This is a genomic window from Bacillus sp. PSXD-155, assembly GCF_049310765.1.
GTDB classification, from domain to species: domain Bacteria; phylum Bacillota; class Bacilli; order Bacillales; family Bacillaceae_G; genus Bacillus_A; species Bacillus_A cereus.
Genome location: NZ_JBMOWC010000015.1, coordinates 1 through 19,947 on the forward strand (window position 1 = coordinate 1; position 19,947 = coordinate 19,947).

Here is a 19,947-nt window from a genome sequence, read left to right on the forward strand (position 1 = left end):
TGAAGTGCACCCCAATTGTTAGACACAGTCTAACAATTGGAGGTGCATTTTTTATGGCTAAATTTTCTTCAAAAGAAAAAATCCAAGCGGTGAAACGATATTTAGATGGTACAGAAAGTGGAAAAATAATTGCTAAATCTATAGGAGTTAACCCTAGCGTACTTCGTGAGTGGATTAGACGATATGAGTCTTCAGGTGAAAAGGCCTTTGAAAAGTGCTATACATTCTACCCAGCCCAGTATAAACTAGATGTACTTTATTATATGAATGAACACGGGACATCTATCAGAGAAACAGCGGCACTTTTCAATATACCGTCTTATGAAACACTTCGGAAATGGAAAATAGCTTATGAAACAGGAGGATTGGATGCCCTACAATCAAAGAAAAAGGGGCATCCAACCATGAAAGATAAAAAAATAAAACCAGTAGATGAAGGATCAATCGAAGCCTTACAAGCGGAAAATGAGCGTTTACGTATGGAAAATGCATATTTAAAAAAGTTGAATGCCTTAGTTCAAAACAAAGAAAAATCACCAAACAAGACAAAGCGCAAGTAATCTACGAGTTAAGGCATGAATTTCCTATCAAGGAGTTACTTCAACTCGCAAACATTCCACGTAGTACGTACTATTACTGGATGAAACATTTTAATCGTCCTGATCCAAATGCGGAGGTAAAAGAACTGATTCAAGCTATTTATAATGAACACGATGGGTGTTATGGTTATCGTCGTATTCGTGATGAACTTATGAATCGTGGACACAAAGTAAATCATAAAAAAGTATATCGCCTTATGAAAGAATTAGGGTTAAAATGTCTGGTTCGTATGAAAAAATATCGCTCTTACAAAGGGACAGTTGGGAAAATTGCGCCAAATATTTTAAATCGCAACTTCCAAGCTGAAAAACCAAATGAAAAGTGGGTTACAGATATTACGGAGTTTAAGTTATTTGGGGAGAAGTTATACCTATCACCAATGTTGGATTTATTTAATGGTGAAATTATCACGTATACAATTAGTTCCAGACCGACCTATTCCCTTGTTTCAACGATGTTGGACCAAGCCCTTTATTGTGTAACCGATCCGGATAAACTCCTCATTCACTCTGATCAAGGTTGGCACTATCAAATGAAACAATACCGTCATTCTCTTAAGAATTGTGGCATAACTCAAAGTATGTCTCGCAAAGGAAACTGTTATGACAATGCCGTTATTGAAAATTTCTTCGGTATCATGAAATCGGAATTTCTGTATCGAAAAGAATTTGAAAGTATAACACATTTCAAACAAGAATTAGCAAAGTATATAGAATACTATAATCATAAAAGAATTAAGGCAAAATTAAAGGGTATGAGCCCAGTACAATACCGGGCTCATACCCTAGAGGCTGCCTAATGAAACGACCTGTCTAACTTTCGGGGGTCACTTCAGATAAGGTGGCTGTTTCGGTATTAATTTATTATTCACGTCTAAATGGACCTTTTGGAGCAATTAGCTCTAAATTAGTACCATCTGGATCACGGAAGTAGGCAACTCCTGTACCAAATCCAGATTTCAAGCCGTCTTCTTGAAAGATAATTGGTTCTCCATATGGGTGCTATCTTATGCCCATCAGGCTAACAAAATGAATTGCCTCTGAAACAAAAAAATGATTTTTATTACTATAAAAAACGTAAAGTATCTGTTTTTAGAAAAAATTAATTTTTATAAATTGATGGAGATATAACTCAATTCTTTTATATATTTAGTTAAATATGATTGTCAGAATGAACTTAAAGTAATTATGATTTCTAGAAATGCGAACTGATGTTTTGAATTGGTTTAAAGTTGCTGGAACAAAATAAAACCAATTGAGCAAAAAAACTTGCAAAAATAAAAAGAGAGATGTATATTAATTGATGTATCAATAATTGATATATCAATTAATGTTTTGACAAGAAAGAAAAGGAACGTTTCATGAAGGGAATGTTCGTAAATATCAGTGGAGAAGAACGCAAAATACTTATTCATGTTCTATTACAGATGCAAAAAAATGTAGGGAATATTAAAGAATAGAGAGTGTAGGGGGCAGAATAGTGTGGAAATAATCGTAGCTATTTTAGTCGGGATCGTAGCATTAGAACATTTGTTTATCATGATCCTTGAAATGTTTTTTATTGATTCAAAAGTAGCGAAACGTGTTTTCAAATTACCGAAGCATTTAGAAGGAGATCGAAACGTAGCCATTATGTTTGCAAACCAAGGTTTATATAATGGATTTTTAGCGGCTGGTCTCATTTGGGGACTTGTACTTGGACTCAATCCAATTGGTTATATGGTCCAATTATTTTTTGTGATTTGTGTGGTGGTAGCAGCTATTTTCGGAGGTTTCACATCTAATAAATCAATTATTGTGAAACAAGGACTTCCAGCTGTTTTAGCAATGGTTGCCCTTTTATGTATGATATAGAATCAAAGTTTCTCAATAAAAGAACTCATTTTTGAAAAGAATACGCTATTCTTTCTTTAGAATTATAGGAAAGGATGGCGTTTTTGTATGTCTATTTCTATAAGTAGTGAATTATAACTATTCCCTCAAGGGACTCAATTGCTTTTTAGCTTTTGGATATATGTTCATCCATCTATGTTTCCTCCTATTGTTGGATAGTGTAATAATTGATAAAAATTTTGATGAAATTGGATTATAACGATTGATCAAAAAAGTTAGTGATTAAAAATATTATTCTTTAGTACATACATTTTTAAGATGTTAAATATATTTCATAATAGTCTCTGTAAGATAGGGATAAGTAGAATAGTACTTTTTATAACTTTGAATATCATTCATAATAGCATCAGTAAGAAGAAAACAAGCTTTACGGTACTAGTTACCAACGATGTTACAGCAGTTTATTTGGAATCAGATTGATTGAAAGGTTGTACTATATGGCCTAATAATTTCGAAAAAATGTCGGTGTGGCATAAAACAATTATGGAGGTTAAAGATATGAGTACTTCAAATTTGAATGAAATAAGTAAACAAATTTTAAAAGAGGAGGAAACACTTCAATTTTCCTCTTTTACAAATGAAGATGCCTTGCAACTAGGTTTATTTATCGTTGAAACAGCGAAGCAAGAAGGGAAATTGATTGCTGTTGATATAACGAAAAATGGTGTGCAATTATTTCATTTCAAGATGACAGGGACAAATGAGGAAAATACGAAATGGATTGAGCGTAAAAAACGAGTCGTTTCCCTGCATGATCGTAGCTCGTATTATATGCAGATACAAAGTGAAATAACTGGAATTTCATATAATGAAAAATATCTTTTAGATACTTCGGAATATGCTGCGTTTGGTGGATGCTTTCCTATCAGAATAAAAAACGTAGGGGTTATTGGAATGATAACAGTTTCAGGATTACCACCAGAAGAAGATCATGAATTGGTTATAAGAGCGGTGAAAAATCAGTTGAATCAGTAATGAAAGTATTTTTATACTTTCATATTAGATAATGGAGTATTATAAGCAATTACTAATATGTAAATTCTTATGAGATGTTAATTATTAAATAAGTGACCAGTATGGTTTCTACTACAGTTCGTTAGTAATATTTAGTTAAATTTAAAATGTAAAAAGCCAGGTAATGCATTATTCATGCTACCTGGCTTTTTAACTATCAATTTAAGCTTATTTTCATGTTTGTGTAAATATGAAACAAGCAGGATACATGAATAGAGAATGGGTAAAATAATACCGAATGATGATTAGATTTTATGAATGATGTTATAAGGCTTTTTTTAGGGAAACTGAAGGAAGCAGTGTGTTTAGATTTAGAATGACTGGCAATGGGTGATAGGAAGTTCAATGATTCAAAAATGAACTCATTTAAACGCATATTATCTTTGAGATGTATCCTTTTGAAGAATATTAAAACTTAGGAGGAATGGAATTATGACAAAAGATTTCTATACTGCACTGAAAGAAAGACGTACTTACTATGGAATTAACAAAGAGGTACAAGTATCGGATGAAAAAATTAAAGAAATTGTGGAGTTTGCTGTGAAATATACTCCATCAGCTTTCAATTCTCAAACTGCGCGATTAGTTGTATTATTTGGTGAAGCTCATGATAAATTATGGGATATTACAACTGAAACATTAAGAAAAGTAGTTGGAGATGGAGAATTCTCAGGAACGCAACAAAAAATGGATTCTTTTAAAGCTGGTTATGGAACAGTACTATTCTTTGAAGATGAGGCTATCGTTAAATCGCTTCAAGAAAAATTTGTTGCATATGCTGAAAACTTCCCAATTTGGTCACACCAAGCATCAGGTATGCACCAATTAGTCGTGTGGACAGGTTTAGAAGCAGAGGGATTAGGGGCATCTTTACAACATTATAATCCATTAATTGACGATGAGGTAAAACAAGAATGGAATGTCCCTGCTAATTGGAAACTAATTGCACAAATGCCATTTGGTAATCCAACTGCTACTCCAGGTGAAAAAGAATTCCAACCGCTTGAAGAACGTGTGAAATTTCATAAGTAATATTCAAATGTAATAATACGATTTAGTTATAGTAGAGTTATTCGCTCTTTTTCGGGATAGGACTATGCTATTGATGAAATCGGAAAAATACTATTATATTTTTAAAAAGAACAAGGCGATCATTTTTGATCGCCTTGTTTGACATTTGTACAATTAATCTACGCATTACGCTTAATAAGCTAAACAGCATGAATTATTATGTATATTATCTAGTTATAGTTACCAAACATTTTTCAACACTATTTTACCTATTGCATTATTCGACTCCAAATACTTGTGTGCTTGTGCAACTTCATCAAACGTGAAAGTTTTCGAATCTAGCAATGGACGAAGTTTTCCTTCTTCTACTATTTGAGTTAGTTTAGTCAAAATTTCCCCGCAAGCGTCACGTTTATCGGTATGTAATATTTTTAACGCCATAAAAGTAACGTGCAGAGTAAGTCCTTTTGCGTGTAAAGGAGAGAGGTCATGGGTTGAACGAGCTGCAATTGTTACGACAGTTCCATTAACTGCGGCAGCTTCAAAAGAATGATCAAGATTCTTGCCGCCTACTGTATCAAATATAACTTCAAATCCGTTTCCGTTCGTATGTTTTTGTACATATTCTTGAACAGATTCTTCTTTATAATTAATAGCTATATCGGCTCCTAAACGATGGGCTATTTCTATTTTGCTTTGCTGAGAAGCGGTTGTAAAAACTTTAGCACCTGCCCATTTAGCTAGTTGAATGGCTACGTGTCCTACGCCACCAGTAGCTCCATGAATGAGAACATTTTGACCAGGTTTAATATTTGCACGATCAAATAAAGATTCCCAAGCTGTAATTGCCACTAATGGTAGAGCAGCTGCTTCTTCCATTGTTAAATTTTTAGGTTTGTGAGCAATTAATCGCGCATCAGCAAGCATAAATTCTGCAAGTGCACCTCCAGTTTCTTTAAAACCTCCGGCACATCCGTATACTTCATCCCCACATTTAAATTTCGAAACACCTTCTCCTACTTCAATAACAATACCAGCTACATCGCCGTGTAATATAGCTGGAAACTCAGGAGCGACTGCTGAAACGGCACCACTACGCATTTTTGTATCGATTGGATTTACACTTGTTGCTTTTACATCGATTAGAACATGACCTGGTAAAAGTTTTGGTTTTGAAACTTCTTCTAATTGAAATACAGATGAATCCCCAAAAGAATGGATAATTTGTGCTTTCATAGTTTATACCTCCTGTTTGTGGTTATAGCATAGCAAAGTACGAAAAATAAGTATAATATTTTGAATTTGGTTAGTGAGAATTTTATATAAAGAAGAGGAAAGTGCATGAAATGAAATAATGTAACGTACTTCTAAAAACTACTGTAAAGCTTTTTGAAGAAAGGGTAGATGTTATTTTTGCAGCATGATTTATTCATTACGTTTATCCCGCATTAACAGGCAGTAAGACCCCCGCCTCAAAATTCAGCGAAAGCAAAGAAGTTAGGTGGGAGTTGGGCTGCTCGTAAAAGCCCGATTGGTGAGGGCTGATTAAAGTTTCACTTTATTCGGAGCGACAGGGGATTTAGCGAAACGCAAAATTTACCCTGCTTTATATAAACTATTTAGTAATCAAAATATACCACAATCTATTTCGATTATCGGTATTGGCAGAAAGGCAATGTCAGATTTGGAATTTCAAACAAAGGTAGAACAATCCCTTGCTACATTTTCTAGAATATCTTCTGATGACGAATCAGGAGTAGAAGAATTTATTAGCACATTTCGTTATTGTCAATTAGATACAGCGAATATAGTGGGCTATCAAGATTTACTGAGCCTTGTAAAAAAGCGTGAAACAGAATTAAACATTCCTGAAAACCGTATGTTTTATCTATCTGTTATACCAGAAGTATTTGATGTGATTGCTTTAAATATTAAAGAGAGTGGATTGTGGGCTACAAAAGGATTAAACCGTCTTATTATAGAGAAGCCTTTTGATTATAATGTAACGTCTGCTCGCGAGTTTAACGGAAAATTAATTGAAGATTTTGATGAAACTGATATTTATTATATTGATCATTATCTTTGAAAATGAATGGTAACTAGGAATACACTTAGAAAAGTATTATGAAATAAATAGTATTTAATTCAAGACATTTTTATTGACGATAATAATTTATGTGGTTAATATATTAGACATAAGATTACTTAATTACTAAAAGTAATTAGATATAAAATATTTCGTTAAGTTCTATAAATAAGTAAGTTGCAGTAGAAATGCTTTGAATTGCCACTATTAATATTGGGGACAATGAGAGAGCGAAAGGTATAAAAAGAATTGGAATTAGATAACTCTTTGTTTTTTATAAAAACAGGAAGTATAAGAGTATGAGCTTCTGTACAATTCATTTTTAGTATATTGACGAGGATTATACAACAAGAGGGGGACTGAAATTGGAATCAATGACCTTTGTTTTATTTGGAGCGACAGGGGACTTAGCGAAACGCAAAATTTACCCCGCGCTATATAACTTATATAGAGATCAAAAGCTTCCAAAGCAGATATCTGTTATCGGGCTTGGAAGACGTCAAGTATCTCATGAAGATTTTCAAGAAAGAATAAAAGAATCAATAGAGACGTTTTCTCGTCAGAGGGAAGAAGGTACTCCGGAACTCGAAGGTTTTTTAGATAATTTTCGCTATTGTCCATTAGATGTGAGTAAACCGGAAGACTATGAGAGGTTATTACAAGTCGTTCGTGAAAGGGAAGAGGAACTACATATAAAAGGTAATAGAATGTTCTATCTTTCAGTTGCTCCTGAATTTTTCGAGACGATTGCTTTAAATATTAAGGAAAGCGGACTTGATAAAACAGATGGATGGAAACGCCTGATGATTGAGAAACCGTTTGGGCACGACCTTACATCTGCTCGTGAGCTTAATGATAAGCTTAGTCGCACGTTTGAAGAAGACGAGATATACCGTATTGATCACTATTTAGGTAAACCGATGATTCAAAACCTTGAAGCACTAGAATTTGCAAATCCTGTTCTCCAATCGATTTGGAACAAAGAACATATAGCAAATGTACAAATTACAGCTAGTGAAACAGTTGGGGTTGAAGAAAGAGCCGGATATTATGATCATGCAGGAGCCATTCGAGATATGGTTCAAAATCATATGTTACAAATATTAATGATGACTGCTATGAATCTGCCGGAAAAGGTTAATGCATGTGAAATTCGAGAGGAAAAACGAAAGGTAATGGAGACGCTTCGTAAAGTGAAAAAAGAAGACGTTCAAAGCCATATCATTCGAGGTCAATACTCTTCAGGAGAGATAAAAGGCGGGCAAGTTGTAGCGTATAAAGAGGAGCCAGGAGTAAATCCTTCTTCTAACATAGACACATTTGTTGCTGCTCGTTTGTGGATCGATAATCCATTTTGGACTGGCGTTCCCTTCTATATACGAACAGGAAAACGAATGAAAGAAAAGTCCACTCGTATTGTAATCGAGTTTAAAAATACGTTAAAACAGCAATATCAAGATAATAATCCAAATGCAGCACCTAACTTATTAATAATTGAAATTAGCCCAGGTGAGAATGTTTCATTACAGTTAAATAGTAAAAATCCATTGAAAAATGGAGAGATTGAACCGATGCGTATTAACTTTACTTGCGAGCAAGTGGATGTGGGAGTACCTGAAGCGTATGAAAGACTCATTCATGATGCGGTGAGTGGAGACGCTACATTCTTTGCACATTGGAGAGAAGTTGAATTGTCATGGGAATGGGTACAACCAATTCTTGAAGCGTTCGAGGAAAACTTATTACCGCTTCATGAATATGAGTCTGGTTCATATGGTCCAGAAGCGTCTAATGAACTGTTGCAAGAAAGTGGATTTAAATGGTGGTTAGATCAAGAGCCGGAAAAATAAGTACTTTCTTTCATGAAAGCATTTAGGGGGACGATTACTATGACACAAAACATAAATCAATTAGCAGTGAATACACTTCGTACGTTATCGATTGATGCTATTAATGCGGCAAACTCAGGTCATCCAGGTCTTCCGATGGGAGCAGCACCAATGGCTTATGCATTATGGGCGAATCATTTAAATTACAATCCTAATCACCCAGAATGGTTTAACCGTGATCGTTTCGTTTTATCGGCGGGACATGGATCTAGTCTGTTATATAGCCTACTTCATTTAGCTGGATATGACGTTTCAATTGATGACTTGAAAAACTTCAGAAAGTTAAATAGTAAAACACCAGGACATCCTGAGTTTGGTCATACTCCTGGAGTTGAAGCGACTACAGGCCCGTTAGGACAAGGGATTGCTAATGCTGTCGGAATGGCAATGGCAGAAGCTCATTTAGCAGCGAAGTTTAATAAGGATGGTCACTCTATTATAGATCACAATACGTATGCTTTAGTCGGAGATGGTGACTTAATGGAGGGTGTCGCTTATGAAGCGATGTCAATGGCAGGACATATGAAACTTGGCAAGTTAATTGTACTGTATGATTCAAATGAAATTTCACTTGATGGTGAATTAGGCATTGCTTTCTCTGAAGATATTCAGAAAAGGGCAGAATCTGTACATTGGCAATATGTAAGAGTTGAAGATGGAAACGATGTCGATGCTATTACAAAAGCCATTACATTAGCGAAAGAAAATACGGATCAACCTACTCTTATAGAAATTAGAACCATTATAGGTTATGGAAGTCCAAAAGTTGCTGGAACGAACAAAGCACATGGTAATCCGCTTGGAGTAGAAGAAGCGACAGCGACAAAACAAGTGTATGGTTGGCACTATGAGGAAGACTTCTTTGTGCCTGAAGAAGTAACAGCTCATTTTAATGAACTGAAACAAAAAGGTATTGAAAAAGAAAATGACTGGAATGAGCAGTTCAATTCATACAGAGAGTCGAACCCTGCACTAGCAGATGAATTAGAAAAAGCGATTACAGGTGAGGTTTTAATTGAAGCGAAAGACATTCTATCCTTTGATATTGAAAAAACGATTTCCACTCGTGTTGCAAGTGGGGAAGCTATTAATCATTATGTGAAATCGATTCCTTCTATTTTCGGTGGAAGTGCAGATCTTTCTCATTCCACTATGACAGATATAAAAGGTGAAGCTGTGTACGCGGTAGAATCGTATGCTGGACGAAATATATACTTCGGTGTACGTGAACACGCAATGGGCGCGGCAGCGAATGGACTGGCTCTCCATGGAGGAGTAAAACCTTTCGTAAGTACATTCTTTGTATTTAATGATTACCTTCGTCCATCGATTCGACTGGCTGCACTGCAAAATTTACCTGTTACTTACGTATTTACACATGATTCGATTGCTGTAGGAGAAGATGGTCCAACGCATGAACCAATTGAACAATTGGCAGCGCTTCGAGCAATTCCTGGTCTAACAGTTATCCGTCCGTCAGATGCAAATGAAACAGCAAGTGCTTGGGCGTATGCTTTACAGCAAACGGATGGTCCAGTCGTTTTAGTACTGAGCCGTCAAAATTTACCGGTGTTTAATGAAACGAAAGCGAACATAGAGAATCTCTCTAAAGGAGCTTACGTATTAACACAAACGAATGAAAATCCGGATGTAATTTTAATTGCGACAGGTTCTGAAGTATCCTTAGCTACTAGTGCGAAAGCAAAATTAGAAGAAGATCAAGTTTCTGTTCGCATCGTTGCAATGCCGAGCTGGGAGTTATTCGATCGCCAATCGAACGAATATAAAGAATCCGTTCTTCCGTCTTCTATAACGAAACGAGTATCTCTTGAAATGGGTGTATCTCTAGGTTGGGAACGTTATGTAGGACAAGAAGGAAAAGTACTATCAATTGAAACATTTGGAGCTTCAGGAACTGGAGCTGAAGTCATGAATCTATTTGGATTTACGACAGAAAATGTTGTTCAAATTACAAAAAATGTGTTGAATTCTTAAGCTATGACTGTGAATACCTTTCTGTACATACTAACATTTCAGTGCTGAAAGGTATTCCAGATTGTAGTGATATGGATTTTTAATAAAAGATGATTTGAGGAGGAATTATATTATGCAAGTAGGATTAATTGGGTTAGGTAAAATGGGATTAAATTTAGGGAAAAATTTAATGGATCATAAACATGAAGTAGTAGCATTTGATTTAAATACGAGCGCAGTAGAAGAAATGAAAGAGTACGGGGCAACGGGTACATCTAGTTTAAGTGAACTTGTTCAGTCATTACAATCACCAAGAATTCTTTGGGTAATGGTACCACACGCTGTTGTTGATTCTGTTATTGATGAGGTTACACCACTTTTATCAAAAGGAGATATTTTAATTGAAGCTGGTAATTCACATTATAAAGAGTCTATCCGCCGATATGAGCAATTAAAGAAAGATGGCATTCACTTTATGGATGCAGGAACTTCTGGCGGAATGGAAGGCGCTCGTAATGGTGCTTGTTACATGATCGGAGGAGATCAAGAAGCTTGGGACATCGTTGAACCTATCTTCCGCGATACTGCTGTAGAAAATGGATTCTTATATGCTGGAAAAGCTGGTAGTGGTCACTTCTTAAAAATGGTTCATAACGGAATTGAATACGGTATGATGGCTGCTATTGGTGAAGGATTTGAGATTCTAGAGAAAAGTGAATTTGACTACGATTATGAAAAAGTATCAAGAGTATGGAACAACGGTTCAGTAATTCGTTCTTGGTTAATGGAATTAACAGAAAATGCATTTTCTAAAGATGCAAAACTGGATGAAATTAAGGGTGTTATGCATTCTTCTGGTGAAGGAAAATGGACAGTAGAAACAGCATTAGACCTTCAAACAGCAACTCCTGTTATCGCAATGTCTCTATTAATGCGCTACCGCTCATTAGACAATGATACATTTACAGGAAAAGTTGTAGCGGCTCTGCGCAATGAATTTGGCGGACATGCAGTAGAAAAGAAATAAAGTGAAACTTTAATAAGTAGGGGCTTTATTCCACACCAATCGGGCTTTTACGGGATAAGCATATTAAACATGTAACTCATCAACGTTTAAAAACTGGAGGGAATTGATCATGAAATTTTTTATTGATACTGCAAATCTTGAGGACATAAAAAAAGCATATAAACTTGGAGTTTTAGCTGGTGTTACAACGAATCCTTCTTTAGTAGCAAAAGAGGGTGTTAAGTTTGAAGACCGTATCGCAGAAATTTGTCAGGCAGTACCTAAAGTTGAGTCTGTTTCGGCAGAAGTAACGCCAGATGCTGTTACAGCTGAAGAAATGATTGCTCAAGCAGAAGAATTAATTAAAATTAACGGTGGCGATAAAAATGTCACGATAAAACTTCCAATGACGCTAGCAGGATTAGAAGCTTGTCGCTATCTTACTGAAAAAGGTGTGAAAACGAACGTTACACTTATTTTCACTGTGAACCAAGCACTTTTAGCTGCTCGAGCAGGTGCAACGTACGTTTCTCCATTTTTAGGACGTTTAGATGATATTTCTGAAGATGGTGTATTATTAGTTGCTAAAATTGCTGAATTATTCGATGTTCATCAATTAGATACACAAATTATTGCGGCTTCTGTCAGACATCCAGATCATGTAACTCGTGTAGCGATGGCAGGTGCTCATATTGCAACAATTCCTTATAAAGTAATTGAACAACTTGCTATGCACCCATTAACAGACCAAGGTATTGAGAAGTTTGCTGCGGATTGGGCGAAAGCTCCTAAATTATAATGCATGAAAGTGAAGGTGCTTTCCGAAAATTGCTTTTTATGAGAGGACAAATCCTAAGTAACTTCATCGTTTAAACTGGATCCTGAGTTTGTAGTCTTACTACGTGAAAACAGCAGAGAAGAAAGTGTCATTCACTTTTAAAAAAGGAAAAATTGATCGCGCGAAGCATTTATCACAATAACATTATAATTATGAAAGAGAAATCCCCTTATTAGAGAGATGAGTTATAGTGTATCTCTAATAAGGGAGATTCTTTTTATATAAATCATTATGATGTGAAGATGCTTTTAAGTGTATAGCAATATGTAAAGGTATCTTTTACTCAAGTAAGAACTATATAGGTTCTTTTAATTATATAGTAATTATGAAAGGGTTTACATAAAGGGGGATTGAGTATGAATATGTACCTTTTAATTATTACATTATTATCAATTGTAATTGTTATTTTAGGGGTATCTTGGTGGAGATGGCATGCGTTTATTAGTTTAACGATTGCAAGTTTGTTTTTAGCAATTATGTCTGGAATGCCAATGGATAAAATAGTGAGTGCTTATGAAACGGGAGTCGGAAGTGTTCTAGGACATTTAGTAGGCATTTTAGTATTAGGTACAATTTTAGGGAAAATGATGGCAGAGTCAGGTGCTGGAATGCAAGTGGCAGAGTTCTTTATTAAATCCTTTGGGATAAAAAACTTACCATGGGCCATGTTAATTGCAGGTTTTATTATTGGAATTCCGGTGTTTTTTGAAGTAGGTATTTTAATATTACTGCCGTTAGTAATTTCAATTCATAAAACTACGAAACAAAATATTTTATTGATAGCGTTACCAGCAATTGCTGGGCTATCTGTCGTACACGGCCTTGTTCCTCCACATCCAGGGGCAATCGTTGCAATTGGTATTTATAAAGCGAATCTTGGGAAGGTACTATTGTATTCACTCATTATTACATTTTTTGCAGCGATTATTGCAGGTCCTATATTCGCTAAATGGATTCACAAACGTGTAATTCCTGAAAATGAGCCAGAATTGATTCGTGTAAATACAAAATCAACGAAATTACCAGGAATAGGAGTTTCATTTTTAGTTATTTTGTTACCTGTTATGTTAATGGTTTTAGCTGCAGCAGCTCCTTATGTGCCTTTTTCTACTACTTTGATGAAGACTGTCACATTAATCGGTAGTCCTATCATTGCGCTATTGATTGCATGTTTTGCGGCGTTCTATTTTCTTGGATTTCGTCAAGGTATCGATAAAAAAGCTATTAAGAAGATAACAGAAGATAGCTTATTACCAATCGGTTCAATTGTTGCGATTATAGGTGCTGGTGGCGGATTTAAGCAAATTCTTATCGATAGTGGCGTAGGGAATGCTATTGCTCAAATGTCTGAACATTTAGCTCTATCTCCAATTGTATTAGCATTTATGGTTGCTGGATTAATTCGAATTGCGACAGGATCAGCGACAGTCGCCTTAACAACAGCAGCAGGTATTGTTTCGCCAATCGTTGAAAATACGACAGGTGTGAACTTAGAGTTACTCGTCATTGCAACGGGTGCAGGAGCACTTATGTTTTCACACGTAAACGATGCTGGTTTTTGGATGGTAAAAGAATACCTAGGGTTAACAGTGAAAGAAACATTTAAAACATGGACGGTATTAGAAACGTTACTTTCATTTATCGCTTTTGGAGGAGTTTTACTACTCGATATGTTTGTTTAAGATAAAGATGTTTCTATTTAGATAATTGTGGCATACAACGTTATCAATAGATAAAAGGAATGTATTTTTATGGTGGGATACTGTAACAATTTTTTGTTAGGAGGAAGAAATGGTGAGCTCAAAATATATGATTGGTGTAGACATTGGGACAACTAGTACAAAATCAGTTCTATTTTCTACTGATGGATCTGTTATTGCTAGTCATGGAATTGAATATCCTTTATATTCTCCTACACCTGAAACAGCAGAACAAGACCCAGAAGAAATTTTTCGTGCAGTAATAAATACGATTAAAGAAACTGTACGATCAAGTAGTGTACAGCCGAATGATATTCTTTGTGTCTCTTTTAGTTCGGCAATGCATAGTCTCATTGCTGTAGATGAAAAGGGAAAGCCGTTAACGAAATGTATCACTTGGGCAGATAATAGAAGTGCAGGCTGGGCGGAGAAAATAAAGAATGATATGAATGGTCATGAAATTTACCTTCGTACTGGCACACCAATTCATCCGATGTCACCACTTTCGAAATTAGTTTGGCTACAGAATGAGCAGGCAGAATTGTTTGCAAAAAGTTATAAATTTATTTCGATTAAAGAATATGTTTTTTATAAGTTATATAAGGAATATACAATTGATTATTCTATAGCATCAGCAACAGGAATGTTCAATTTAAAATCTTTAAAATGGGATGAAGAGGCTTTACATGTTGCGGGAGTTACAGATGAAAAGCTTTCTAAACTTGTTCCAACAACGCACAGTTTAACAGGATTAGATGAAGAGCTTGCCAAAGAGATGAATGTACTTGTTTCTACGCCATTTGTAGTAGGGGCGAGTGATGGAGTACTATCTAATTTAGGTGTAAATGCAATAGATCCTGGCGTTGTGGCTGTTACAATTGGTACAAGCGGTGCGATTCGTGCTGTAACAAATCGTCCTGTAACAGATCCAAAAGGGAGAATCTTTTGTTATGCGTTAACTGAAGACCATTGGGTAATCGGTGGACCAGTGAATAACGGCGGTATGATTTTCAGATGGGCTCGTGACCAATTGGGTACTTCAGAGATTGAACTTGCGAAGCGTTTAGGGAAAGATCCATATGAAGTACTTACTGAAATAGCAGCAAAAGTGAATCCTGGATCTGACGGTTTATTGTTTCACCCGTATTTAGCAGGGGAAAGAGCTCCTTTATGGAATGCAAATGCACGAGGATCTTTCTTTGGACTCGGATTGCATCATAAGAAAGAACATCTTATCCGTGCTGTTTTAGAAGGCGTAATTTATAATTTATATACGGTTCTTCTCGCTTTAAAAGAGTTAATTGGCGAACCGAAAAAAATTCAAGCGACAGGCGGCTTTGCAAGGTCGGAACTTTGGAGACAGATGATGGCGGACATCTTCCATCAAGACGTATATGTTCCGGAAAGTTTCGAAAGCTCTTGCTTAGGAGCTGCAATCCTCGGTTTATATAGTTTAGGTGAAATAGATACATTATCCGTAGTTTCTGAAATGGTAGGTGCAGATTTTCATCATGAGCCAAACATGGAAAGTGTGGAAAAATATAAAGATTTAACGCCAATCTATATTCGTCTGTCCCGTCAATTGGAAGAAGAATATGAAAGTATAGCAGCGTACCAAAAAAAGTGGGTTTAAAAGCTATTTACCAAGAAAATATGGTAACGTATAAAGAGGTACTCCGATTTTTTAGGATACTCTTTCAACATAAAATATTTTAAGAAGTATGATGAATGAAAAATATAGGGAGAGAGGGTTATGAAAATGAAGGATAACAAAGAGTTTATTGGATATGTTGGAACTTACACGAAAGAAAATAGCGAAGGAATATATAAGTTTACTTTAGACACAGAAGCAAAAAAAATTAGTAATGTAACACTTGCCGCTAAGCTTGATAACCCTACATATGTAACGATTAACCGAAAGAATGAATATCTCTATTCTGTTGTTAAGGAAGGCGAATCTGGCGGTGTAGCTGCGTATTCCATTGATAGTCATACTGGAGAACTAAAAGCGAAAAATAGACAAGTAGTAGAAGGTGCTTCTCCTTGTCATATTAGTGTTGATAGTGGAAATCATACAGTAGTTACAGCGAATTACCATAAAGGAACGATTGAGTCTTTTGAAATAAATGAAGAAAATGGAACTGTAAATCCTGCTTCATCTATTATGGCACATGAAGGTTCAGGTCCGAATAAAGAAAGACAAGAAAAACCACATGCACATTACGCGGGGTACACTCCTGATGAAAAATATGTAGTGGGCGTTGATTTAGGGATAGATAAAATAATTACGTATGAAGTAAAAGATAGTACATTAACAGAAGTGAATCGTTTATCTGTAAATCCAGGAAGTGGTCCAAGACATATTACTTTTCATCCGAATGGAAAGTATGCGTATGTGATGACGGAGCTTAGTTCAGAGGTTATTGTGTTAACATATAATCCTGCAGAAGGATCCTTTACAGAATTACAGTATATTTCTACTGTTCCAGAAGAGTTTGATGAAAATAATCAAGGAAGTGCGATTCATATTTCTTCTGACGGCCGTTTTGTATATGCAGGTAATCGTGGTCATAATAGTATCGCTGTTTATAGCGTAGATCAAAATTCAGGTCAGCTTACATTTGTTGAACACACATCTACAGAAGGAAATTGGCCAAGAGACTTTGTATTAGATCCTACTGAAAAGTTCCTTGTTGCTACAAATGAAAAGTCACATAATCTTGTGTTATTTTCAAGAGATGAATCTACAGGTAAGTTAACACTTTTACAATCTGATGTTGCTGTGCCAGAGCCTGTTTGTGTGAAGTTTGTAAATGTTTAAGTTGTGTTCGATATAATTTCATAAACTCAGAAAATAATAAAAAGCAAAGCGATATCGCTTTGCTTTTTATTGTTTCTTTTTCGGTCTACGTACTAACTCACCGCCGCAATTTGGACAAACGTTTTGCCTTTCTTCTGTACATGGTGCGCAAAATGTACATTCGTATACGCAAATGTAAGCTTCAGAATCTTGCTCGAGTGATTGATCGCAAATTTGACAGTTTGTTTTCATTTCTAGTGCCATAATAAGTCTCTTTTTAGTTTGAAAATTTATAATTTAATTATAATTCATTAAATAGAAATAGTCCTTTTCAATTGAAAGGAAATCGAATGATAAAGTTATGAATTGAAATGAAAGATGCTAGTTTATTTTAAAATTGATTATTTATTACAGTTGGAATATTATGAAATAGTCAAAAGACAACAGGGGGTATAGATTTTGACTAATCATAACGATCATTTAAAAGCAAACTGCGAAACATGCTTCGGTCTATGTTGCGTTGCATTACCGTTTGCAGCATCGGTAGATTTTGCAGTGAATAAAGATGGTGGTAAACCATGTTCCAACTTACAATCAGATTTTAAATGTAGTATACATAAAAATCTTAGAGGAAAAGGTTATAAAGGTTGTACAGTATTTGAATGTTTCGGTGCTGGGCAGAAGATTTCTCAGGGTACGTTTAAAGGGATTGATTGGAGGAAAGATGCAAAGCATGCAAGAAAAATGTACGATGCTTTTCCGGTTATGCATCAACTTCATGAAATGCTTTGGTATTTGAATGAAGCGATTCTTTTAAAGGCAACACAGCCAATTCATAAAGAGCTGGAGACCGCAATTGAGGAGACAGAGCGACTTTCGAATTTAAATCCAGATGAGTTAATGAAAATAAATGTTCCAATGCATAGGGCAGAGGTGAACATTCTTCTTTTAGAAACGAGCGAATTAGTATGGAAGGAAATGAATACTGCGCGTAAGAAACGAATCATTCACCGCGGAGCAGACCTTATGGGAGCGAATCTGAAAAAGAAAAATTTACAAGGTGCAAATTTAAGAGGAGCTTACTTAATTGCGGCTAACTTAAATGGTGCAGATTTAAGAGGAGCAGATCTCATCGGAGCAGATTTGCGAGATGCAGATATTCGCGGGGCTGATTTTACTAATAGTATTTTTCTGACGCAAGTTCAAGTTAATGCTGCTAGAGGGGACAAACATACGAAATTACCGAAATTATTGTCTCGTCCATCGCATTGGAGTGCGTAAAGAGTGAGGAGTATTTAGTGTGGATATATTTCAGTATTTAGAAGAGATGCAAGAGGATGTCTTTTCGTTAGCAGTAGAGCAAATAGAAGCGAAGTATTATGATATTTGTTGCATGTTGGCGTCTACAGAATATGCAGAACGAATTAAAGTAATTGATGTAGAGTCATATAAGGTAAGTATTCGAGTAGGTTTGGATGCAGCTGTAGAAATGGCTACTAATGAAGAAGCAAAAGCGATTTATTTTGAGTATGACCTTGATAACGAGTGGACTAGTCAGTTTTATATTTGTGAGGAGTATGCTCCACTTGAAGAAGAGGATGATGATTGGGCTTCTGAATGGACATATGATGTTGAGGGACCGGAGTCTGTAGAATTAGCGGATATGTATAATGAAAATGGCTTTGACACAAGTGAAAAAGCAATCGGTATCACTTTATATTTAATTGCTAAAACGCTGTGTAGTTTTATAAGTGTACGTAGTGAAGTGCAAAATAATATACCGATTTGTATTGGTTTTCACGACCAAGATCCAATAATGCGAACAGGCAGAGATTAAGAATCTCTGCCTGCTTTTTATTTCTTTTCAAAAGTAGTAATGAAAACACTACATATAATAAGAATACCACCAATAAAAAAGTTACTATTTAATGTTTCATTTAAGAGCAACCAACCAAGTAACGATCCAACGATAGGTTGGAAGAAGAAAAATAAGGAACCGATGCTTGCATCCAGTAATTCTAATCCTTTATTCCAAAGGAAAAAGGCACCTGCTGTTGAGACGATTCCTAAGTATAATACGCCTAATATTACGTACGTATTTACTGTTCCGATAGAGGCCGCTTGTAGCTCCCATATCATAAAAGGTGTAATAAAAAAGAGTGAAAAGAAAATTGCGTACGTTGTAATAACTAAAGATGAAAATCGAGCTGAAGCGATTTTTACATAAATAGATAGTAAAGCCCACGTAATAGCGGCTCCAACTAAAATGATTGTTCCGATAAAATAGGAGCCGATTTCAATATCCCATCCGATTACGATAATGACACCGATTGTCGCTATTATAGTAGATAAAAGTCTACGAGCAGTTAGTTTTTCTTTCAAAATGAGCGCTGCAAATATAACCATAAATGCAGGTGTAGCTGATGTAACTAACGAGCCTGTATGAGCGTCGGATAATTTTGTTCCGATAAATTGGCATGTGATCGAAATGAAATAGCCGATAAATCCAATCCAAGCGAATAGGAGCCAATCTTTTTTGCGAATGGTTACTTTTTTCTTTTGCTTTTTCTCAGCTAGTTTCAAAATGCCATATAAAACAACAAAAGCGATAATAAAGCGTAGCCAAACGAGTGTTAGTGGTGGGATAAAATCGAGTACGTATTTGCTAACAACATACATACCGCCCCATATACTTGCTGCTAGTGATAAGTATATAGCTCCTAAAATTGTTTGTTTCATATGAAATACCTCCGTCTATTTTTAGGGTAATATGAGTTCCCTAAGACGAGGCATAGTGTATGTGCTAAATGAATGCCCGTCTTAGTTTATAGACGGCCTACAGGTTGATCGTTTTCGAATGAAGTGTTGTAGTACATGAGTGCATTCCTCCTTCATAATTTTATAATGATATTATAACTTAATTTTCAGTTTATTGGAGGTTCTTATGAAATATATCGTTATAAAAACACATGTTAGCAATTATCCTAATCCAATTCGCTTAGAAGAGAGGGGTGTAGTGAAAATGATAGAGAGTTACGTTGGTCCAGAAGACTGGGAAAACTGGATGTTTTATCACGAAGAGAAGTATAACTGGAAAGGATGGGTTTGGTGAGAAGGAACAGATGATGAGAAGGGCT

Annotated in this window: 17 protein-coding genes and 2 pseudogenes; 15 read left to right on the top strand and 4 right to left on the bottom strand. The window is 35.6% G+C overall.

Annotated elements, in window-relative coordinates; genetic code table 11:
• Positions 1-53: 53 nt before the first annotated feature.
• Positions 54-1,399 (top strand): IS3-like element ISBth10 family transposase gene (locus tag ACO6VI_RS17385; RefSeq protein WP_098840180.1). Its coding sequence is split into 2 segments (ribosomal slippage): positions 54-495 and positions 495-1,399, totalling 1,347 coding nucleotides; the frame shifts between segments, so codons are not numbered across the junction.
• A gap of 64 nt (positions 1,400-1,463) precedes the next feature.
• On the opposite strand, the pseudogene ACO6VI_RS17390 reads toward ACO6VI_RS17385, so the two are convergent.
• Positions 1,464-1,598: pseudogene (locus ACO6VI_RS17390) on the bottom strand (VOC family protein); the annotation flags it as partial.
• Between the two features lie 483 nt (positions 1,599-2,081).
• Between ACO6VI_RS17390 and ACO6VI_RS17395 the strand changes: the two are divergent.
• The 3 genes from ACO6VI_RS17395 (at position 2,082) to ACO6VI_RS17405 (ending at position 4,538) form a co-directional block, all read left to right on the top strand.
• Positions 2,082-2,453: a DUF1304 domain-containing protein gene (locus ACO6VI_RS17395; RefSeq protein ID WP_063548092.1), complete on the top strand. Its 372-nt coding sequence runs from the start codon at positions 2,082-2,084 to the stop codon at positions 2,451-2,453.
• Positions 2,454-2,951: 498 nt separating this feature from the next.
• On the top strand, positions 2,952-3,467 hold the full coding sequence (locus ACO6VI_RS17400) for a heme-degrading domain-containing protein (RefSeq protein ID WP_140157131.1): 516 nt from the start codon (positions 2,952-2,954) through the stop codon (positions 3,465-3,467).
• Between the two features lie 471 nt (positions 3,468-3,938).
• Positions 3,939-4,538: a nitroreductase family protein gene (locus ACO6VI_RS17405; protein ID WP_161519923.1), complete on the top strand. Its 600-nt coding sequence runs from the start codon at positions 3,939-3,941 to the stop codon at positions 4,536-4,538.
• A gap of 219 nt (positions 4,539-4,757) precedes the next feature.
• On the opposite strand, the gene ACO6VI_RS17410 is transcribed toward ACO6VI_RS17405, so the two are convergent.
• Complete coding sequence (locus ACO6VI_RS17410; RefSeq protein WP_063548088.1) at positions 4,758-5,753, bottom strand: zinc-dependent alcohol dehydrogenase family protein; 996 nt, start codon at positions 5,751-5,753, stop codon at positions 4,758-4,760.
• Positions 5,754-6,087: 334 nt separating this feature from the next.
• Between ACO6VI_RS17410 and ACO6VI_RS17415 the strand changes: the two are divergent.
• The 8 genes and pseudogenes from ACO6VI_RS17415 to ACO6VI_RS17450 all read left to right on the top strand — a co-directional run.
• Positions 6,088-6,603: pseudogene (locus ACO6VI_RS17415) on the top strand (glucose-6-phosphate dehydrogenase); the annotation flags it as partial.
• 365 nt (positions 6,604-6,968) lie between these two features.
• Positions 6,969-8,453, top strand: coding sequence for a glucose-6-phosphate dehydrogenase (zwf, locus tag ACO6VI_RS17420; protein ID WP_063548086.1), 1,485 nt, complete (start codon positions 6,969-6,971; stop codon positions 8,451-8,453).
• A gap of 39 nt (positions 8,454-8,492) precedes the next feature.
• Positions 8,493-10,487: a transketolase gene (tkt, locus tag ACO6VI_RS17425; RefSeq protein WP_088020577.1), complete on the top strand. Its 1,995-nt coding sequence runs from the start codon at positions 8,493-8,495 to the stop codon at positions 10,485-10,487.
• Between the two features lie 112 nt (positions 10,488-10,599).
• Positions 10,600-11,493, top strand: coding sequence for a phosphogluconate dehydrogenase (NAD(+)-dependent, decarboxylating) (gene gnd, locus ACO6VI_RS17430; protein ID WP_001195925.1), 894 nt, complete (start codon positions 10,600-10,602; stop codon positions 11,491-11,493).
• 109 nt (positions 11,494-11,602) lie between these two features.
• Positions 11,603-12,271 carry a fructose-6-phosphate aldolase gene (gene fsa, locus ACO6VI_RS17435; protein ID WP_000667692.1) on the top strand — a complete coding sequence of 223 codons (669 nt, stop codon included), beginning with the start codon at positions 11,603-11,605 and terminating at the stop codon, positions 12,269-12,271.
• A 395-nt stretch (positions 12,272-12,666) separates the two neighbouring features.
• Positions 12,667-13,992 carry a gluconate permease GntP gene (gene gntP / locus ACO6VI_RS17440; RefSeq protein WP_063548082.1) on the top strand — a complete coding sequence of 442 codons (1,326 nt, stop codon included), beginning with the start codon at positions 12,667-12,669 and terminating at the stop codon, positions 13,990-13,992.
• Positions 13,993-14,101: 109 nt separating this feature from the next.
• Positions 14,102-15,643, top strand: a complete 1,542-nt coding sequence (gene gntK / locus ACO6VI_RS17445) for a gluconokinase (protein ID WP_088020578.1) — start codon at positions 14,102-14,104, stop codon at positions 15,641-15,643.
• 120 nt (positions 15,644-15,763) lie between these two features.
• Positions 15,764-16,831, top strand: a complete 1,068-nt coding sequence (locus ACO6VI_RS17450) for a lactonase family protein (protein WP_000782228.1) — start codon at positions 15,764-15,766, stop codon at positions 16,829-16,831.
• 66 nt (positions 16,832-16,897) lie between these two features.
• Here ACO6VI_RS17450 and ACO6VI_RS17455 read toward each other — a convergent pair whose 3' ends face one another.
• Positions 16,898-17,074 carry a DUF1272 domain-containing protein gene (locus tag ACO6VI_RS17455; RefSeq protein ID WP_001162791.1) on the bottom strand — a complete coding sequence of 59 codons (177 nt, stop codon included), beginning with the start codon at positions 17,072-17,074 and terminating at the stop codon, positions 16,898-16,900.
• Positions 17,075-17,269: 195 nt separating this feature from the next.
• Here ACO6VI_RS17455 and ACO6VI_RS17460 point away from each other — a divergent pair, with 195 nt between their 5' ends.
• Together ACO6VI_RS17460 and ACO6VI_RS17465 are read left to right on the top strand one after the other, a co-directional pair.
• Positions 17,270-18,091 (top strand): pentapeptide repeat-containing protein, encoded by an 822-nt coding sequence (locus tag ACO6VI_RS17460; protein WP_000181453.1) that lies wholly within the window; start codon positions 17,270-17,272, stop codon positions 18,089-18,091.
• Between the two features lie 19 nt (positions 18,092-18,110).
• A complete protein-coding gene (locus tag ACO6VI_RS17465) occupies positions 18,111-18,647 on the top strand; it encodes a hypothetical protein (protein ID WP_000350943.1) in 537 nt (178 codons plus the stop codon).
• Between the two features lie 17 nt (positions 18,648-18,664).
• Here ACO6VI_RS17465 and ACO6VI_RS17470 read toward each other — a convergent pair whose 3' ends face one another.
• Complete coding sequence (locus ACO6VI_RS17470) at positions 18,665-19,549, bottom strand: DMT family transporter (protein ID WP_106824610.1); 885 nt, start codon at positions 19,547-19,549, stop codon at positions 18,665-18,667.
• A gap of 205 nt (positions 19,550-19,754) precedes the next feature.
• Between ACO6VI_RS17470 and ACO6VI_RS17475 the strand changes: the two genes are divergently transcribed.
• Positions 19,755-19,922, top strand: coding sequence for an SH3 domain-containing protein (locus tag ACO6VI_RS17475; protein WP_202626569.1), 168 nt, complete (start codon positions 19,755-19,757; stop codon positions 19,920-19,922).
• Positions 19,923-19,947: the final 25 nt, after the last annotated feature.